The 17448-nt window shown below is 55.8% G+C and carries 14 protein-coding genes; 10 read left to right on the top strand and 4 right to left on the bottom strand.

The window, feature by feature from the left end:
• Positions 1–3 precede the first annotated feature (3 nt).
• Complete coding sequence (locus tag ABD971_RS25560; protein ID WP_345326712.1) at positions 4–741, bottom strand: alpha/beta hydrolase; 738 nt, start codon at positions 739–741, stop codon at positions 4–6.
• Between the two features lie 186 nt (positions 742–927).
• A complete protein-coding gene (locus tag ABD971_RS25555; protein ID WP_339938605.1) occupies positions 928–2955 on the bottom strand; it encodes a sigma-54-dependent Fis family transcriptional regulator in 2028 nt (675 codons plus the stop codon).
• Positions 2956–3126: 171 nt separating this feature from the next.
• Between ABD971_RS25555 and ABD971_RS25550 the strand changes: the two genes are divergently transcribed.
• The 5 genes from ABD971_RS25550 (at position 3127) to ABD971_RS25530 (ending at position 6923) form a co-directional block, all read left to right on the top strand.
• Complete coding sequence (locus ABD971_RS25550) at positions 3127–3945, top strand: enoyl-ACP reductase FabI (RefSeq protein WP_339938603.1); 819 nt, start codon at positions 3127–3129, stop codon at positions 3943–3945.
• Between the two features lie 156 nt (positions 3946–4101).
• Complete coding sequence (locus ABD971_RS25545) at positions 4102–4695, top strand: thioredoxin family protein (protein ID WP_345326711.1); 594 nt, start codon at positions 4102–4104, stop codon at positions 4693–4695.
• Positions 4692–5645: a prenyltransferase/squalene oxidase repeat-containing protein gene (locus ABD971_RS25540; protein ID WP_345326710.1), complete on the top strand. Its 954-nt coding sequence runs from the start codon at positions 4692–4694 to the stop codon at positions 5643–5645. Before ABD971_RS25545 ends, ABD971_RS25540 begins: the two co-directional genes overlap by 4 nt.
• 33 nt (positions 5646–5678) lie before the next feature.
• Entirely contained in the window at positions 5679–6371 is a 693-nt protein-coding gene (locus ABD971_RS25535; protein WP_345326709.1) for an ABC transporter ATP-binding protein, read from the top strand.
• Between the two features lie 201 nt (positions 6372–6572).
• Entirely contained in the window at positions 6573–6923 is a 351-nt protein-coding gene (locus ABD971_RS25530) for a hypothetical protein (RefSeq protein ID WP_339938595.1), read from the top strand.
• A gap of 30 nt (positions 6924–6953) precedes the next feature.
• Here the strand turns inward: ABD971_RS25530 and ABD971_RS25525 are convergent, their stop codons facing one another.
• Positions 6954–8858 carry a sulfatase-like hydrolase/transferase gene (locus tag ABD971_RS25525; RefSeq protein WP_345326708.1) on the bottom strand — a complete coding sequence of 635 codons (1905 nt, stop codon included), beginning with the start codon at positions 8856–8858 and terminating at the stop codon, positions 6954–6956.
• Positions 8859–9235: 377 nt separating this feature from the next.
• On the opposite strand from ABD971_RS25525, the gene rplU reads away from it, so the two are divergent.
• From rplU to bamJ, 3 genes are all read left to right on the top strand, one after another.
• Positions 9236–9547 carry a 50S ribosomal protein L21 gene (gene rplU / locus ABD971_RS25520; protein WP_008706265.1) on the top strand — a complete coding sequence of 104 codons (312 nt, stop codon included), beginning with the start codon at positions 9236–9238 and terminating at the stop codon, positions 9545–9547.
• 22 nt (positions 9548–9569) lie between these two features.
• On the top strand, positions 9570–10598 hold the full coding sequence (locus tag ABD971_RS25515; RefSeq protein ID WP_339938588.1) for a serine/threonine protein kinase: 1029 nt from the start codon (positions 9570–9572) through the stop codon (positions 10596–10598).
• Positions 10599–10797: 199 nt separating this feature from the next.
• Entirely contained in the window at positions 10798–11454 is a 657-nt protein-coding gene (gene bamJ / locus ABD971_RS25510) for a BamJ family beta-barrel-assembly machinery protein (protein ID WP_339938586.1), read from the top strand.
• A gap of 197 nt (positions 11455–11651) precedes the next feature.
• Here bamJ and ABD971_RS25505 read toward each other — a convergent pair whose 3' ends face one another.
• On the bottom strand, positions 11652–13580 hold the full coding sequence (locus ABD971_RS25505) for a 3-keto-alpha-glucoside-1,2-lyase-like domain-containing protein (RefSeq protein ID WP_345326707.1): 1929 nt from the start codon (positions 13578–13580) through the stop codon (positions 11652–11654).
• A 559-nt stretch (positions 13581–14139) separates the two neighbouring features.
• Between ABD971_RS25505 and ABD971_RS25500 the strand changes: the two genes are divergently transcribed.
• Positions 14140–16353 (top strand): protein kinase domain-containing protein, encoded by a 2214-nt coding sequence (locus ABD971_RS25500; RefSeq protein WP_345326706.1) that lies wholly within the window; start codon positions 14140–14142, stop codon positions 16351–16353.
• Between the two features lie 266 nt (positions 16354–16619).
• On the top strand, positions 16620–17396 hold the full coding sequence (locus ABD971_RS25495; protein WP_345326705.1) for a hydroxypyruvate isomerase family protein: 777 nt from the start codon (positions 16620–16622) through the stop codon (positions 17394–17396).
• Positions 17397–17448: the final 52 nt, after the last annotated feature.

Genomic DNA, 17448 nt, shown 5'->3' with positions numbered 1-17448 from the left:
CCGCTAGGCATCACGCGGCAAGGCATTCATCCACTGGGCAGTCGTCTCGATCGATTCACCATCAATGGTGTGACCTCCACGAAACGAATGAAATTCGGTTTCGATGCCCGCTTCGCTCAACCACTGTGACAATGCGACGGCACTGGAATAAGGCAGGATGGGATCGACGTTGCCGTGGGATTGATAGACGCGGGTTTGTTGCAGTCGGCTGAGCGACGCGTTCCAATGAGATTGGCAGACCAATGTTCCAGAAAACAGGATCAATATCTGTGGAGGATCGATTGTCCCGCGAAGTGCCGTATCGAGCGTCAACATCGCGCCTTGTGAAAATCCGCCTAGCACAAGCGGAGCGTCGGGGACGCCCATCTCTGCTTTCATCGCCGTAATACTGTCGCTCAGCGTTTGTCGAGCTTCATCGATTCCCGGTGGGACTGCGGTGTGCAGTTCGCTAAACGACGAGGATTGAACATGTTGTGCAAGTTGAGCCATGTTGATCGGCCACCACGCACGTCCGTCGGGCATCCCCATTTCGGCCAACGTTTGCGGAGCGGCAGGGAAAACAAAGCGGAAATCACCGGCGTCCTCACCCAGCAGCGTGATCCATTCAAACGCAAGCGAAGCGAGGTCGGTGCCGGGGGCTCCGTAGCCGTGACACAGAACGACCAGGACTTTCGGCGACGGGCCTCCGTCAATGACGATACAGTCGAGAGATCCGTAAAGCGTGCGGCGAGGTTCGAGCATGACCGATGGGGGGCTTGTTGAGAGGGGACGCTCCACCGCAGCATGAGATGGGTGGATTTGGCGTTGCGGACGGCTCACGATGGGCCGCAGAGCCCCGTTTTTAGGCGATCCGAGATGCTTGGGAAAGGTGGTAGCCCAGGGACGCCGAGGTCCCATGCACGCATTGGCCAAGCGAAATGCTCGCGTTTATTCGCCCGAGGTGGGCATCCCAAGCTGACGCATTTTGCGGTACAGGTTCGAGCGATGCAGTCCGAGTCGCTCCGCCGCTTCGGTCATATTGCCGCGACAGTTTTCGATCGCCTGGTTGATATGGGCGACTTGGTAGATTCGGGTCGCATCGGAGAGTGACGGGGGGGCGCTGGACAAAAACGAGGCTTCTCGATTCCCGCCCGAGGTCAGCGATGAGGTTCCGGTCAACATCAAGTCATCAACCCCGATCCGATCCCCGCTGCACAGATAGCAAACGCGTTCCATTGTGTTTCGCAGCTCGCGGACATTTCCAGGCCATGGATGCGACAACATCGTCAATTTTGCATTGGCATCGAGGGTCGGAACGGTCCGCCCGATTTGATAGGCGAAGTGCTGCAGAAAGTGGTTGGCTAACATCAAAATGTCGTCGCCACGTTTGGCTAACGAAGGAAGTGTCAGCGAAACAACGTTCAGCCGAAAGAACAAATCTTCGCGAAACCGTTTCTCGATAATTCGTTGTTCGAGCGGTTGATTGGTAGCAGCGATCACGCGGACGTCGACGGGAATGGTTTGCGATCCGCCCACGCGAATGACCACTTTGTCTTCGAGCACCCGCAGCAGTTTCGCTTGGCCACCGGGGCTCATGTCGCCCACTTCGTCCAAAAATAGGGTTCCGCCATTTGCCAATTCGAACTTGCCCACCCGAGTTTGGCTGGCGTCGGTGAACGATCCCTTTTCGTGGCCAAACAGCTCGCTCTCTAACAATGACTCGACCAGGGCTGCGCAATTGACAGCGATAAACGGCCCACTACGACGATTGCTTTCGTAATGGATGTGCCGTGCCAGCACTTCTTTGCCCGTGCCGTTGCTGCCCAGGACCAGCACGGTGAGGTCGGTTGCGGCGACTTTTTGTGCATTTTTTCGCACCTGATCAATCGAAGGGTGGTTGCCGATCAGTTGGGTTTTCGAGGCGGCGTCGTCGACCAATCGGTCACGCGAATCGGTCAGCGATTTCCTCGTTTGCAAGCTGTGAATCGCAGCGGCGGCATGCAGTGCCAAGTCCGACAACAGCACGACGTCGGAATGATCGAACGAACCGTTGCGGCGGTTGATCGCTTCGAACACCCCCACGATTTCTTCGCGGCCATGGGCGGTCGGTTTGGTGTTTGCACCAAAATGAGCAACCGGGTTGCACATCGGCACAGCCACCAGCGAGTGCGTTTGGAATTCGAGCGTGCGGTCTACCGTGCGGTTGACTCGCGATTCGTCATCGTCGCTGTTGCCGTTCCAGATTTTGGCTTCGCCGGTGCTGAGCACTTCACCGACCACGCCTGCTTTGTCGTCCACTTCGAGCGGTTTGCCTTCAACACCGAGTGCCGGACGTCCGACGAGTTTTTTGCGTCGTCGGTCCCACAGAAAGATACTGGCGCGTTCACAGTGCAGCAGCTTCGTTGCGGTGTCGGCGATCCGCTGCAACAGGGCTTCATCATCGTCGAGTTGCTGCCACTGCGCGGCCGCGCGCAGCACCGAAGACAACTGATCGATTCGCTGTAGATTGCGGTCATGGGTGTCAATTCGGTGTAGCGCCGCCGACAACATGTCTGCGATCGGCTGAGTGTGCGGAGCCGACTCGGTCGGTTCGACTCGACTCCTGTCGTCAGACAATCGCATCACCAATGCCGAGCTGGGCGACGGTTCGCCCGCCGGGTTGGATCCGCGTTGCGGTTGGGCCAGCGGGATCGCATGCCATCCGTCGGCTGAAATCGTGACGCCGCGATCAAAGGCTTCCCCGACCAATTCGGAAGGAAACGGCAATTTTTCGCCGACCCAACATTCCGGTGTCCATTTGCCACTGCGTTGGCTGACCAAACCGCCCAAGGTTCCTCCCATCGACTGTAAAACCCCGGGAATTGCCACATCTAAAAAATCGTGGCGGGAATGGTCAGCTTGCAATGTCTTCAAAATATCAATCGATAACTCATTCTCGAGCCGGTCAGATTCGATCAATGCAGGTGTCTCGGTCATTGAAAGGTTTCCCAAGCGAAATTAGACAAATAGACGAGGATGGTACTTACCCGTTATCCTGTGACTTCGTTGCCACGCGGCGCGAAGTTGAATCGCGTAAACTGTTGATGCGATATTTGCAAAACTCGGTCTCTGTACGTGACCGCCAAGATTTTTAGGAATGAAGTGACGATGCAATTCAAAGGCAAAAAAGGTCTGATTCTGGGCGTGGCGAACGACCATTCGATCGCATGGGCCATCGCAAAACAGATCATGGATCAAGGTGGTGAATGTGGATTTACTCATTTACCCGACCGTGCGGATGACGAACGGCAACGAAATCGCCGTCGGGTTTCGCAACTCACCGACAAGTATGAGAACGCTAAGTTTCTTGTACCCATGGATGCGCAAAATGACGACGATATCCGCAGTGTTTTTGATCACACTAAGGAACAATTTGGAAAAATCGATTTTATGCTGCATTCCATCGCGTTTGCTGATCGCGACGACCTTTCTCGCGATACCGTCGAGACAAGTCGCGCCGGATTTAAATTGGCGATGGACGTCAGTGTCTACACTTTGATCGCTTGTACTAACGCTGCTAAGGGTATCATGAACCCGGGGGGTGCGATAGCTACCATGACCTATTTTGGGGGGGAGAAGTGCGTTCCCGGTTACAACGTCATGGGGATTTGCAAGGCAGCATTGGACGCCACGGTCCGCTATTTGGCTTACGATATGGGGCCATTAGGAGTACGGGTGAACGCCCTTTCAGCAGGCCCGATCCGGACATTGGCCGGTCGTGCTGCGGGCGTTGAAAAAATGTTGACCATGTACGAGCACATGGCGCCGATGGGCCGCAACGTGACTCACGACGAAGTCGCGCGGACCGGTGCATTCTTGCTTGGCGATGATAGCAACGGAATCACCGGCGATATCCTGCACGTCGATGGAGGTTATCACGCCATGGGTAGCCCTGGACGTTTGTTGGATCAATTGCAGCAGTCCTAAACTGCGATTTGCCCCTCGCACCCGCTTCGATACGCCCCCCGCCGGACACGACTGGTTTTTTCGAAGCGGAATTGTTTTCACCGCACGACATCGGCTCGATGGCTTTTTTGGGGGCCCGAGCCGTTTCCTCAATCCTGTGACTCGATTGGATTTCTGATGGTAAGAACTGCAAGTACGATGTTGCCCCTCGGCACCGCCGCACCCGATTTCAAGCTTCCCGAATGTGGCGGAGGCGAAGTGTCGTTGGTGAACGTGTCGGGCGGCAAAGCGCTGCTGGTGATTTTCATGTGTAACCATTGCCCGTACGTGAAGCATGTTGCCGATCACATCAAGTCGCTCGCCGATGAATACATGGCCAAAGGCGTCTCGGTGGTCGCAATCAGCAGCAACGATGCCGACAAGTATCCGGATGATAATCCGGAGGCGATGCAAAAGGAGAAATCGGAGCGTGGTTACGCGTTCCCTTATCTGTTTGACGGCGACCAAAGTGTCGCTCAGGCGTATCACGCGGCATGCACCCCGGACTTTTTCTTGTTCGATGATCAGGTGAAATTGGTTTACCGAGGCCAACTCGATAGCAGTCGTCCCAAGAGCGACCAACCGGTGACGGGTAAAGATCTGCGAGCCGCTTTGGACGCCGTGTTGGCGGGCGAGAAGCCGAGTGAGAATCAGACGCCTTCGCTTGGTTGCAACATCAAGTGGAAAGAGGGCAATGAGCCTCAGTACTTCAATCCGCAAGGTACTGCGTGAGCGACAACGAGGCTCCGCAAAGCTACCTGCACGAGTTGACCCTGCGTTTGGCGATCGGGGCGCTGGGGTTATCGCCCGAACTCCGCGAGGCTCACGCGAACTGGCTTGTCACGCAACAGCGTGACGATGGCGGTTTCGCGGGGCGCGAAGGTGAAAGTGATCCGTATTACACCGCCTTTGCGTTGCGCGGGTTGTGGATTCTGGATGGGTTGACGCCCGAGGTGGGTGAAAAAGCGGCCCGCTTTCTGCGTGGCTGCATGCAGCGCCGTGAATCGATTATCGATTTGATTTCGCTCGTGTTTGCCGCCGCAATTTGTGAATTGTCGGTGGGCGCCGTGGTGATTGCGGACGAAGACGATTCTTGGCGAAACAATATTGCCGACTTGCTTGCGACGCTACGGACCGCTGATGGTGGTTTCGCAAAAACCCCCGAAGGCCGAGCCGGCAGCACCTATCAAACTTTTTTGTCCGTGTTGTGTCACGAATTGATTGAGGTGCCAGTTCCCGATGTCGATGGGATCCTTCGTTTTCTCGAGTCTCAAGCCCACGACGAGGGTGGTTTTCTGGAAATTCGTGCCGCTAAACGAGCGGGGGTGAATCCGACTGCCGCGGCGATTGGGACGCTAAAAGCTCTCGGGCGACTCGATGCGATGGATCACACTGCGACGATCGAATTTTTGTCCGAGATGCAATCCGACGAAGGGGGCATGACCGCCAACACGCGGATCCCATTTGCGGATCTATTGAGTACATGCACGGGGCTGATCACATTGGTGGATCTCGATGCGACGTCGGTCGTGAATGTCGGGGCGATGCAGCAGTACGCACGTATGATGCAGCGCAGTCCTGGCGGGTTTGTCGGTTTGTCGCTCGATGATACCACCGATGTCGAATACACGTTTTATGGAATCGCAAGCCTCGCGTTATGTGAAAACGTGATTCGAGGCTAAGCGTGGCAAGTGGCCACAAAGGGAGCAACAACCGTGACGACGCCTCTTACCGACACTTCTTTGCAGGTCGAAAATCTCTCGAAGTCGTATCCAACGGCGGGCGACCCGCTGCAGGTGCTCAGCAACGTGTCGCTGTCGCTGGCCGGCGGCGACTCGCTTGCGATCGTAGGCCCGAGCGGTTGTGGGAAAAGTACGCTGCTGCAAATTCTCGGGACGCTTGACCATCCCGATCAGGGCACCGTTCGCATTGATGGTCAGGATCCGTTTGCCTTAAACGAGAAAGAGCTGGCAGGGTTTCGCAACCAGCACGTCGGATTTGTCTTTCAAGACCATCATTTGTTGCCGCAATTGTCCGTGCTCGAAAACGTGTTGGTCCCCGCATTGGCGCAGGGAAGCCCTGCGGCCGAACGTTTTCAGCATGCCGAACATTTGCTTGAAAGTGTCGGTTTGGTCGATCGTCGAGCTCATCTGCCCAGCGAGCTGTCCGGGGGCGAACGAGAGCGAGTCGCGATCGCCCGGGCGCTGCTGATGCAGCCCTCGTTGGTCTTGGCGGACGAGCCAACCGGCAATTTGGACCGCCGCACTGCGGACTCGGTCACCGAGTTGCTGCTTGATTTACCGACCAGCCGGGGCGTTATCTTGGTCGTCGTCACCCACAGCCACTCGCTTGCCGAGGCGCTTCAGCAAAGCCGCGAGCTTCGCGATGGTCAATTGGTACAGTGTTGATCTGTCCACGTTAATTTTGCCGTGAAGTGATCGGGTCGCCCTCGGATTCGCTTGCATTAAAGGGGCAGGCCTAAGGATGATAGATGTCATCGAGGGCGAGCGCGCGGCGTCCGCCACTATTTCCTTAGCGAATCCTTGGCAGCGTTTTGAGTTGGACGCGGCTGCGAAGAGTTCGGCAGACTCAACAGGTGGAGAGTCAAGATGCAGGAGGAGTATCACGGCTGGGATGAGCTCGACGCGGAGCAAGGCCATTACAAATTTGCCGAAGTGCAGGGCCACAAAAAAGGGACCGGCACATTTGTGATCACTGATTTCGGCGACACTCCCGGGCCGCGTCAAGCGATCTCGGCGATGATGGCGGCATCCAAACAATTTAAATGCAAGTTGCATGTTCGCAAGAACGATTCGACGATGCCGCTATTAACCAAGCTGATCGATGCGTCCATGGTCAAAGTGGCTCAAGTGCGATCGGGTGACGGCGACGAGTACGGCGTGTTGGGAATGCGAGCGACACCCCCGCCACCGAAGAAACCTTGGTGGAAATTTTGGTGAGTGCTCTGCTGCGTCGTCTCGCGCGGCACATCACTTTGACGAGAAATAGTCCAGGCGATCTTTGATTTCGCCTTTCTTGCTCAGCTTGATGCTTGATTTCACCTTTTCTACGTCAATCGTGAATCGATCGCCAAAGAAATCGTTCAGGTAGGCTGCAGTGTTAAGGATTTGCAGCAGTTCAGGCTCGTTACTCGCACGCTCGATCGTTTGATAGAGCTGGGGACGGATGTCTTCGTCGCTCATCAATGCCATGAACTCGATCGCCCGTAGCGCGACCAGCGGTTCTTTGTCGGATAGATGGTTCTTGGCAAGACTCGTCAACGGCTTGGCGTCCGGTCCGATGCTAGATGCTGCCACCAAGCCCCAATAGCGAACCCAGGAATCGTCACTCGAAATCGCTTTGCGTAATTGTGCCTCCGATTCATCGAATGGCGATAACGCTAGATTTGCGGTGTCGATCAGCTTGGCAATGCGAGTCTTGTTCTGCTGGCCAAACGCGGTTGGGTTCCCCATTGCCGATTCGTACAGCACTGCTTCGGGGATAAAACTCAGGTCGGGCATCGATTTAAGTCGCTGGTCCAGTCGAGCCCGCATCTTTTTCAAAATCGTCTGCGTATTCGGATCGCTCGCCAAATTGCGGGTCTCGTGCGGATCATGCTCTAAGTCATAAATCGCTTCGACCGCTTTGGGGCGAAAGAATTGGCTTTGCACTTCGTTCAGTTTTCCTTCGCCGTGCAATTGTCGCCATTGTTGGTAGGCGAGCATCTTGTAGCGATAATTGTTTTGCAGTCCGTCGGGATAATACGGTTCGAAGTGACGCATGTATTTGATGTTGCCGATTCGCAGCGTGCGAACCAAGTCATATTTTTCATCAAAGCGATCGGCGTAACCGAACGTCTCGTTGCGAGCGTCGACTTCGGCGGCGTCAATTCCGTCGCCCAAAAACGCTTTGCCATCGACGCCGCTAGGGACATCGATTCCGGCGAGGTTCAAAACGGTGGGGCCAAAGTCGACAAACTCGACAAAGCCATTGGTGCGAGATCCGGCCTCTCGCGAGACCAAGTCTTTCCATCGCTCGGGGACGCGAACGACAAGCGGGACATGCAGCCCGGCTTCGTAGGTGTAGCCTTTGGAGCGAGGCAGAACGCCACCGTGATCACCAAAGTAAAAGATGAACGTGTTTTCAAGTTGACCGTCAGATCGCAGTTCCTGGACGACATCGCCAACCGCCTTGTCGATCGCCGTCATGCGGTCGTGATAGCTGGCTCGGGTGTAGCGGAAGGTGTCGGTGTCAGGGAAGTACGGTTGCAATTTGACCGACGCAGGATTGGTTTGCGTCGGAGTGGCCATCGCCTTTTCTGGGAAATGCAGCTGCCCTTCGTGTGACAATCCAGTGGTCACCACATGGAAAAACGGCATCGACTTGTCAGGTCGTTTTTTCCAGCTCGCCTTTCTGGACGATTCATTCCAAGTGTCTGGCGACTTCTGGGCGTTGTAATCTTCCTTGCTGTTGTTGGTCGTGTAGTAGCCGGCATCGTGCAGGTAGGCCGGGAACATTTTAAGTCCCTCGGGCATCGCCGCCATTTTCGAGCGGCGGTGAAATTGGGTGCCAATCCGCGGTGCATAACAGGCGGTGATCAGCGTGGTGCGGGCCACCGAGCAGACCGGGGCGCACGAAAAGGCGCGGTCAAACGTGATGCCATGCTCGGCCAACGCTTCGATATTGGGCGCGGGCGCCCCGTCAGGATCGAAATGTCGCAGATAATGTTTCGAGTTGTCCTCGGACATGATCCAGACAAAGTTGGGTCGATCCGCGGCGGTCGCAGCGGGGATGGCCAGCATTGTTCCCGCCAAGACGGTTCCCGCAAAGACAAGGATTAGGGCGACAAGTCGCTTGCAGCAGGTCGATCGAATCGAGGAGCAATGGAGCAACATGGAGTTTTCGGTTCCTTGCGGTAAAGCGGTTCTTGCGTTCAACCGGTGGGGGGATGGGCGGATCGCGGCTTGGCGATGAAGAGAAGATTCATTCGCGTTAACCAGTGGGTATGGTAATCCAAGGAGCCCAGGATGTGGCGGGGGGCGGCGAGATCGAGGGGCCGGCGGAAGGAAATTCGGTGGCGGATTGGGCTAAATTCGGGGACGCGATGGGAGGATTAGGTTGCCTGATCCGCCCAAATGCTTCGTTTGTGCGACGACGGCGGAAAAATAGTCGGCTGTAGCGTAACACAGGCCTGTACGTGGCGTGAATCGATCGATACACTACGCGGCTCGACAAAACGCCCTTACGCTTGAATTCACTTGAGAGTGCATAAATGTACGCTATCGTTGTAGATGGTGGCCGCCAATACCGCGTCGAACCTGGCATGGAAGTTGACATTGACTTCCGCGATCTTTCCCAAGGTTCCGAAATTACCTTCGAGAAAGTCCTCGCGGTTAGCGCTGACGACGGTTTGAAGCTTGGTTCGCCCACTTTGGATGGTGCCTCGGTTACCGCATCGGTGATTGGCCCTAAGAAAGACAAGAAGATCTATATCCAGAAGTTTCGCCGGCGCAAGCACAGCAAGCGTCGTACGGGACATCGCCAAATTCACACGCGTGTCAAGATCGAAAAGATCGCTGTCTAAGGACGGTTAAGCGAAAATCGACGTGCCTTCTCCGCAAATCACCGATTACGTGCTTGGGACCATTTTGGGTGTCGGCACCGTCGGTACGATTTACGAGGCGACGGAAAAAGAGACCGGCGAGCGGGTTGCCATCAAGAAATTGCACCCCGGTGTTAGCCGTGACAAGCTGATCCGAGCTCGCTTTCGCCGTGAAGTCACGATTCTGGAACGCTTGCGTCACCCCAACATCATCGCCTCCTTCGGTGGAGGCGAAGCCGACGACGGTCAGCTCTATTACATCATGGAGCTGGTCGAAGGGGGGACGGTCGGTGAATTGCTCGAGACGCGAGGACGACTTGTTTGGCAAGTGGTTGTCGATGTCGCTCGGCAAATCTGTTCGGCGCTGCAGTGTGCTCACAATCACGGGGTCATTCACCGCGATTTGAAGCCCGGCAATCTCTTTCTGACCAAGTCTGCGGTCGTCAAATTAGGCGATTTTGGAATCGCCCGCGATTTGCACGACAACGATATCACGACCACCGGGCTGACCGTCGGCACTCACGCCTACATGTCGCCTGAGCAGATTACCGGGGACGCGATGATTTCGGGTAAGACCGATCTGTACGCCCTGGGGTGCTGTTTGTTTGAGATGTTGACGGGTCGGAAGCCGTTTTTGGGCGAGAATTTTGCTCAATTGTTCGAGCAGCATCTGCGTGCCAAACCGCCGCGAGTTCGCGATCTGCTGCCCGAATGCCCCCCCGAACTCGACGAGGTCATCGACCAATTGCTGCAGAAATTGCCCGACGATCGTCCCTTCAACGCTCGCTCGGTCCAAGGAGTGATGCTGCAGTTGGGCGAAAAGTACGATTTGCACGCGGAGTTGCTTCCCGATGCGTTAGGGGGGGATGTGGCGGCGGAATCGGTCACCGAAAAGGGACGCCAAATCCTCGAGCAGCAAATCAGTGACCGGCTGAACCGAGCGACCAATCCCGAGGTCAGTTGGGGCCGGTTGGTGTTGGTGGCGGCCGTGATTGGCGGCATGGTAATTGCCGCAATCGTATTTGCACCGTAACGCAATCTCGGTCGATGCCGCGTGAATCTCTCGGATGCGTGGTAACACAACTCGAGTCGCTTTTGTATAAAGCACGTCGATGACCTTTCTATCAAACGCAGGAACCCTACCAATGTCCCACCTGATGAATGCAACAAAATCCTTTTTACAGTTTGGCGGGTTGGCTCTCGTCTCTCTTTCACTAATGACGAGTTCGACTATGGCACAAGACGACGCCGCTAAAACAGAAGATGCGCCGCGAAAATACGAAAAACAGGCTGACGAAATCGGCTATTTCTTGGGCGTTTCGCTCGGCCAGCAAATGAGTAACCAAGGCTTCCAAGCCGAAGACATGAATTTCGAAACGCTGATTGCGGGTCTGAAAGATGGATTGGCCAGCAACGAGCCTGCCATGGGCGATGACCAATTGCGTGAAGTCCAAGGCAAGATGGAAACGATGCTTCGCCAACGCCAAGAAGAAGCAATGCTGCGAAACAAAGAAAAGGGCAAGCTATGGCTTGAGCAGAACGCCAAGAAAGAAGGAGTGAAAACTCTTGAAGGTGGCGTTCAGTATTCGGTGATCAAAGAAGGCAAAGGTGCCTCGCCCACCGCATCGGACAAGGTCAAGGTTCACTACACCGGCAAACTGATCGATGGCACGGTCTTTGACAGCTCGGTCGCTCGCGGAACCCCCGCGGAATTCATGGTCGGCCAAGTCATCCAAGGCTGGCAGATGGCGCTTCAGCAAATGAAGGTGGGATCGAAGTGGATGCTTTACATCCCTTCGGAACTGGCCTACGGCGAACGCGGCAGCCAGGGGGCGATTGGCCCCAATGAAGTGCTCGTCTTTGAAGTCGAATTGCTCGACATTCTGTAGTCGTAAGCAGCCCGCACGCGTGAAAGCCGAGTCAAACGACTCGGCTTTTTTCGTAACATAAGCCTCTTCGTAGTGGATCTTGCTAAAGATCCCGCATGCAGGATCTTTAGCAAGATCCACTACGCTAGGTTATTTGCTTCGCATCCTGGGCCTCTCAGGCCGTTCCCCTCGACGCAGGCACGGGGCTAAAGTGTTGCTTACTTGGCTGCGTCGAAGCGGTAGATGCACTCGCCGCGGACGCTGTTGGTCAGGTAATAGACCTCGCCCGCTGCATCTTGCCCGAACGCCAGCACCGGGATGCTGTCGGGAAGGACTTGATCGTTGCGGGTTGCTTTGCCCGTTTCCGGATCGTACGACAATGCCCATACGCTGCCGGTGACGTAGTCGGCGTAGATGTACTTGCCCTTCAGATCCGCATTGCGATCACTGCGATAAACACGGCCTCCCGTGATCGATTTGCCGATCTCGTGATCGTATTCCCATACCGGCTCGATCGGTTCGCTGCCACTTTCGGGAACCGGTTGGTTGCCAAACGGATGCGTTCCTTCTCGGCTGCTCCAGCCATAGTTGCCGCCTTTGGTGATCACGTCGACTTCTTCCCACAATTCTTGCCCGACATCGCCGGCCCACAGGCGACCCGAGGCGGGGTCAAACGCGATTCGCCATGGATTGCGAAGTCCATAGGCATAGATTTCCGGCAACGCGCCCGAGGTTTTCACGAACGGGTTGTCTGCGGGGATCGCATAGGCTTTGCCGTTGCCCGCGTTGTCGACATCGATCCGTAGGATCTTGCCGAGAATCTTGCCGAGATCTTGGCCGGCGGAGTGCGGATCGTTGCGAAGTCCGCCGTCGCCGAGTCCGATATACAAAAAGCCATCAGGACCAAATTCGATGCTGCCACCATTGTGATTTTGGAACGGTTGGTCGATCTCCATCAACACCACTTCGGATTCAGGATCGGCTTGATGGGGATTGTCCTTGGACATTGTGAAGCAAGAAATGATCGACTTTTTTGCATCCGCCAACGAGTAGTAGACATAGAACTTTTGGTTCGTTTTGAACTCGGGGTGCATCGCGAGCCCCAGCAGCCCTTGTTCGTTTGCGCCTCGTTTTTGCCAGTCGTAAACTTTGTCACGCAAATCCAGCACGAGCTGGGACTCGGTGACGTCTGGCTTGTTTTCGAACGTCCAGATCATGCCACGTTGCGAGATGGTGTAAAGCCGCTCTGGCATATCTTTGGCATAGGTCAGTTCGATCAAACGCAAGGGGCGAACTTGGCCGGCGTCGTCGACGGCTTCCCATTGATCCCACTGCAAATTTGGGAATGCCAAGACGCTCTTCATGCCAAGTTTTCCGTCGATCGGTTGCTTGACAGGTTGGCCATCCGTGAGTCGACGGACCTTGATATTGCGGTACGCCACCACGTCGCCGTGGTCCTGCAGACAGAGATGGCCTTTGCCCGCTTCGCCGAAGCCCTCCCACTTGGCGAACTTGCTTGCGGCTACACGGTCCTTCCAGGTCTTGTCGCCGAGTTTGAAGTTGTAATATCGCACGCCGTTCATGCAGACGCTGCACTGGTCGTTAGCGATACGCAAGTACAGTTCATTCCATTGGCCAGCCGGGCGGGTGGCGTCAATCGGAGTGTCTTCGCCAGGAGCATTGCCGGGTTTGTAGAGTTGGTACAGCCAGCCCGCCTTTTGCGGATCGTGCCCGTCCTTGTTGTCTTGGATCTGAATTTCGGGGCCGGTGTAGTACGGGCGTCCATCGCCTTCGACAACATGGAACATCAGCCCACTGTTGCCCTCTTTGCTGATCTTGTATTGCAGCGAAAGCTCGAACGTGTCGAATTTTTCCTCGGTGATCAGGTCTCCAGCACCCTTGCTGTGACGGATCAAGGCTCCGTCTTCGACCTTCCAGCCATCCGAAACGCCATCGCGTTTGTAGTTTCGCCATCCGTCGGTGCTCGATCCATCAAACAGCAGTTCCCACCCGCTGCGTTTCTCGGACTCGGTCAATTGGTTGGCGTTGTCGGTGGGGTTGGAATCCAAGGCGTCCGCAGGCCGCGAACCGAAGGGGAGCCATGCCAGGCAAAGGCTGGCGATTGTGAGGCTAAGCCGCTTTTTCATCTTGATACTTGGGGTGAAGGGAATGGAAAGAGGTACAGGTAAGGTGTCAGGACAAGGTTGGTTTTCAGGCCACGGGTGGATGCGGGGCAAGGCTCGGATGCGAAACAGGCAAGCGAGAGTGACTGGCGAACGAGAACGCAGTGGAACCGTCCTTACGCGGAGGAACCGTAGCTGGAGCGTCAATCGGTGTCCCGTTGAGGGGGTTTTTGCCGCTCAAGGAGGTTTCACAGTATCGTTGGCCAGGGCAGCGTCGACAACATGTCGAGGGATCACTACGTTGAATTCTTTGGTTTCGGTCCCCCGCCTCCGTGACGCGAGTTGGAGCTGGCATGTCGTTTGCATTCTGAATTTCTGAAATGGAATGTAAACTAGGAGTGGCAGCTCGCCCTGGTCAGACAGGATGCTGCGATGCTGCCGATTGCCTCGATTTATCAGAGCAAGCGATTTGCGGGGGATTTAGACTGGGGTTTTCCGGTCCCCTGCACACATTTACTGCTTTGCGTGTTAAACTAACCCGCCCGGATGGATACAAGAAACTTATCGTTCCTACCGCGAATTTATGAAAACGACTCAGCAAGTCTACGACTTTCTCGCTCCTGCATCGCAACCGGATGATCTGGGGATGCTCGGTTCGTATCGAGTGATCAGTGAGTTGGGTAAGGGGGGAATGGGATACGTTTTCCGCGCCGAGGACACGCGTCTGAAACGCACCGTCGCCTTGAAGGTGATGAACAAAAAGATCGCGGCGACCCCTAACAGCCGGGCTCGATTTATCGAAGAAGCTCGTGCGATGGCGGCGGTTCATCACGACAATGTCGTGGTGATCTTTGAAGTCGGCGAACGCAACGGCACCCCGTTTATGGCAATGGAATTGCTTAAAGGGCAGACGCTCGAAGCACTGAACTTGAACAAGACGCAGCTGGGTTTCGAAAAAATACTCGACTTCGCCAAACAGATCACTCGCGGGCTAGCCGCTGCCCACGCCAAGCAAATTGTCCATCGCGATATCAAGCCCGCGAATATTTGGATCGAAGAGGGAAACGATCGCATCAAGATTCTCGATTTCGGTCTGGCACTCGCACAGACTCCGGTGGATCGGCTTGCTGGTACTGGTTCGGTGATCGGCACGCCGGGGTACTTGTCGCCTGAACAGGCGCGGACGGATCCCTTGGATGATCGAAGCGATCTGTACAGTCTCGGGGTGGTCTTGTACGAGTTGTGTACCGGACGATTGCCGCTTGCGTCTTCGTCGGTCTCGGGGCAATTGGTCGCGATTTTATCGCACAAACCCAAGCCCATCCGCGAACTGAACCCCGAGATCCCCGCACCGCTTGCGGACTTGGTCCATCGTTTGTTGGCGAAAGAGGCCCGTGAGCGGCCTGCGTCGGCAAGCTTGTTGCTCGAAGAATTGCAGCGTGTCGAGGTCGAGTGTCATGCCAAATCCGAAGTGGCGCAAGCGATCAATAAATTGCAGCTTGGCTTGAGCGAAGTCGTCAGCAAAAAACAGAACGACGATATCTTTGGTGATAGTTCGATCGAAGTGGTCACCGAGGAGGTTCCCGATCCGTTTGCCTTTCCCTCGATGCCAGCGACTCCGGCGGCGATGCCAAGTCCGATGACCGCCCCGGCGACCCAAGGTCCGCTGAGTGCGGCGGCGAAGCGACCCGCTGCGAAAACGGCGCCCGCCGAAACTAATATTGACTGGAAGCTGGTGGGGCCGTTCATTGCCATCGCCGTCTTGGCATTGCTGTTGATCGTGGTGGCGATCTATGTGTTCGTTGGAAGCGGATCGAGTGCCCCATCACCGGTCGCCCAGTCCGCCGTGCCAGCGGCGTCTGCTGCAGCAAAGCCAAAGCCCAACGACGCCAAGCCTGCGGTCCAAAAAGTCGACTCGCCTCCTGCGAAAAAAGAGGCGTCTGCGAAAAAAAACAACAAGAAAGCGGGCGGCGGCAACCGGAACGGCAATAACCAGAACAGCAATAACCAGAACAGGGCAAAGCAACCGTCGGCCAAGCCGCCAGCGAAGGCCGAAGTCGCGGCGCCGCAGTCGTCGGCGCCGGTCACGAAACCAGACTCTCCCAAACAGGAGACCATGCGCGAGAAGTTGGCGGACGTGCCACCCGATTCGGCTTCAATGAAAAATGTGGTGCCTGCCGCGGCAGCCGTTCCCGAACCCAAGTCGTCCTCGATTCCCGTCAACGCGATCACCATCAGTTCTGCTGATGGCAACGGAGCCGATTCGTCAGTCCGTCGTGGTGCCGGGGGCGGCGATCCGATGGGGACAAATCCAGGCGTTGCGGTGCAGACGCGAAATGGCGCCGAGCTGGAACATGCCTACATGCGATTTGATCTCGCGGCGATCGGAAAGGATCGAAGTAAGATACAGGATGCAAAATTGGTGCTCACGCTACCCAGCGACGAGTGGCCTTCCGATGCAACGTTGCGTTTGTATGGCGTGGACACGCCGGCGGCCGAGCGCTGGCAAGAATCGGGTCGCTTTGCGTTGACATGGGGGAACTCGTATTCCAAGCGGGGATTGGACTCGCTGCCTGTGTTGGCCGAGGCGAAATTGACCGCCAAGGAGAACCGCAATGATCGTCTGGTGTCGATCGGAGGTGAAGTGCTGACCGAGTTTTTGCGGAGTGCTAAGAGCCGCTCCGTGACGCTGATTCTCGCTGGCGGGCAGGCGGATAACAGCTTGTTGGCGTTTTCCAGCCGCGAACGCGATCCGGCCGAAGCTCCGAAATTGGTCGTCGAGTTGCCCACCCCCTAGTGGCTGCACCCTCGTGCGTGCTGTCGGCATTCGTGTAGACTCTGGCGATTCACTCGCCCGCTAGCCACGATGTTTTGAAAGCCCTTGTTGGAATGAAAACAGGGGGATGTCGCGTCGCAAGTGGATTTAGAGCGGAGCTCGATTGTCTCCCGACGCGGTTGCCCCCCAACGCGAGCCGCGGGTTTCAGCGGCCGCAAAGCGAGTCGCATTCGGGAGTCGCCCCCCAATCGTCGACTTTGAAATTCAAAATTAGGTAATTCGGATTCATGCCAAACCAACTGAAACCCTCTGTCTGTATCGACGCCGTTTTCGAGAATGTTCCGTTGGGTGACGCGGTCAAGTCCGTGGCCGATGCGGGAATCAAGGCGTTTGAGTTCTGGTGTTGGTGGGAGAAAAATCTCGACGAATTGATCCAACACCGCGACGCCAATGGCATGTCGATTTCGGCCTGCTGCACCAAGTTTATTTCGTTGGTGGATCCCGAAAAACGCAGCGAATATTTGGCCGGGCTCGAAGCATCGATCGCGGCAGCGAAACAGCTTGATTGTCCCGTGTTGATTTCACAGGTCGGCGACTTTCGCCCCGGCGTGTCGCGTCAAGAGCAGCACCAATCGCTGATCGATGGATTAAAGGCGGCCGCCCCGATGCTCGAAGCGGCTGGCGTCACGCTTGTGATCGAGCCGCTGAACGAATTGGTCGATCATGCTGGGTACTATCTTGTCCGCAGTGACGAAGCGTTTGAAATTATCGATGCTGTCAACAGCTCGCGTGTGAAAGTGGTGTTTGACATCTATCACCAACAGATCAGTGAGGGACACGTCATCCATAATCTGATGCAGAATATCGACAAGATTGGGCACTTTCATGCCGCGGGAAACCCAGGGCGTCATGAGTTGACCGTGGGCGAATTGAATTACGAGCAAATTTTCGCCGCGATTCAATCAAGCGAGTACGACGGTTACGTGGGGCTCGAGTATTGGCCCAAGCACGATCCAAACGAAGGGCTGCGTGACGTCGCTCGTTGGTTCACCGCTGTATCCTAAAGCATGACCGATTGACGCGATTGTATTGCTAAATCCTGTATCGTCAAAAACG

The sequence above is a fragment of the Novipirellula rosea genome, from assembly GCF_039541335.1.
GTDB classification, from domain to species: domain Bacteria; phylum Planctomycetota; class Planctomycetia; order Pirellulales; family Pirellulaceae; genus Novipirellula; species Novipirellula rosea.
Note: the sequence above shows the minus strand (reverse complement) of the source record. Positions and strands in the feature narration are given on the sequence as shown.

Excerpts from the sequence above, each read along its gene's own strand:
- ABD971_RS25560 (WP_345326712.1), bottom strand. The coding sequence starts at position 741 with ATGCTCGAACCTCGCCGCACGCTTTACGGATCTCTCGACTGTATCGTC.
- ABD971_RS25555 (WP_339938605.1), bottom strand. The coding sequence starts at position 2,955 with ATGACCGAGACACCTGCATTGATCGAATCTGACCGGCTCGAGAATGAG.
- ABD971_RS25550 (WP_339938603.1), top strand. The coding sequence starts at position 3,127 with ATGCAATTCAAAGGCAAAAAAGGTCTGATTCTGGGCGTGGCGAACGAC.
- ABD971_RS25545 (WP_345326711.1), top strand. The coding sequence starts at position 4,102 with ATGGTAAGAACTGCAAGTACGATGTTGCCCCTCGGCACCGCCGCACCC.
- ABD971_RS25530 (WP_339938595.1), top strand. The coding sequence starts at position 6,573 with ATGCAGGAGGAGTATCACGGCTGGGATGAGCTCGACGCGGAGCAAGGC.
- ABD971_RS25525 (WP_345326708.1), bottom strand. The coding sequence starts at position 8,858 with ATGTTGCTCCATTGCTCCTCGATTCGATCGACCTGCTGCAAGCGACTT.
- rplU (WP_008706265.1), top strand. The coding sequence starts at position 9,236 with ATGTACGCTATCGTTGTAGATGGTGGCCGCCAATACCGCGTCGAACCT.
- bamJ (WP_339938586.1), top strand. The coding sequence starts at position 10,798 with ATGGCACAAGACGACGCCGCTAAAACAGAAGATGCGCCGCGAAAATAC.
- ABD971_RS25505 (WP_345326707.1), bottom strand. The coding sequence starts at position 13,580 with ATGAAAAAGCGGCTTAGCCTCACAATCGCCAGCCTTTGCCTGGCATGG.
- ABD971_RS25500 (WP_345326706.1), top strand. The coding sequence starts at position 14,140 with ATGAAAACGACTCAGCAAGTCTACGACTTTCTCGCTCCTGCATCGCAA.
- ABD971_RS25495 (WP_345326705.1), top strand. The coding sequence starts at position 16,620 with ATGCCAAACCAACTGAAACCCTCTGTCTGTATCGACGCCGTTTTCGAG.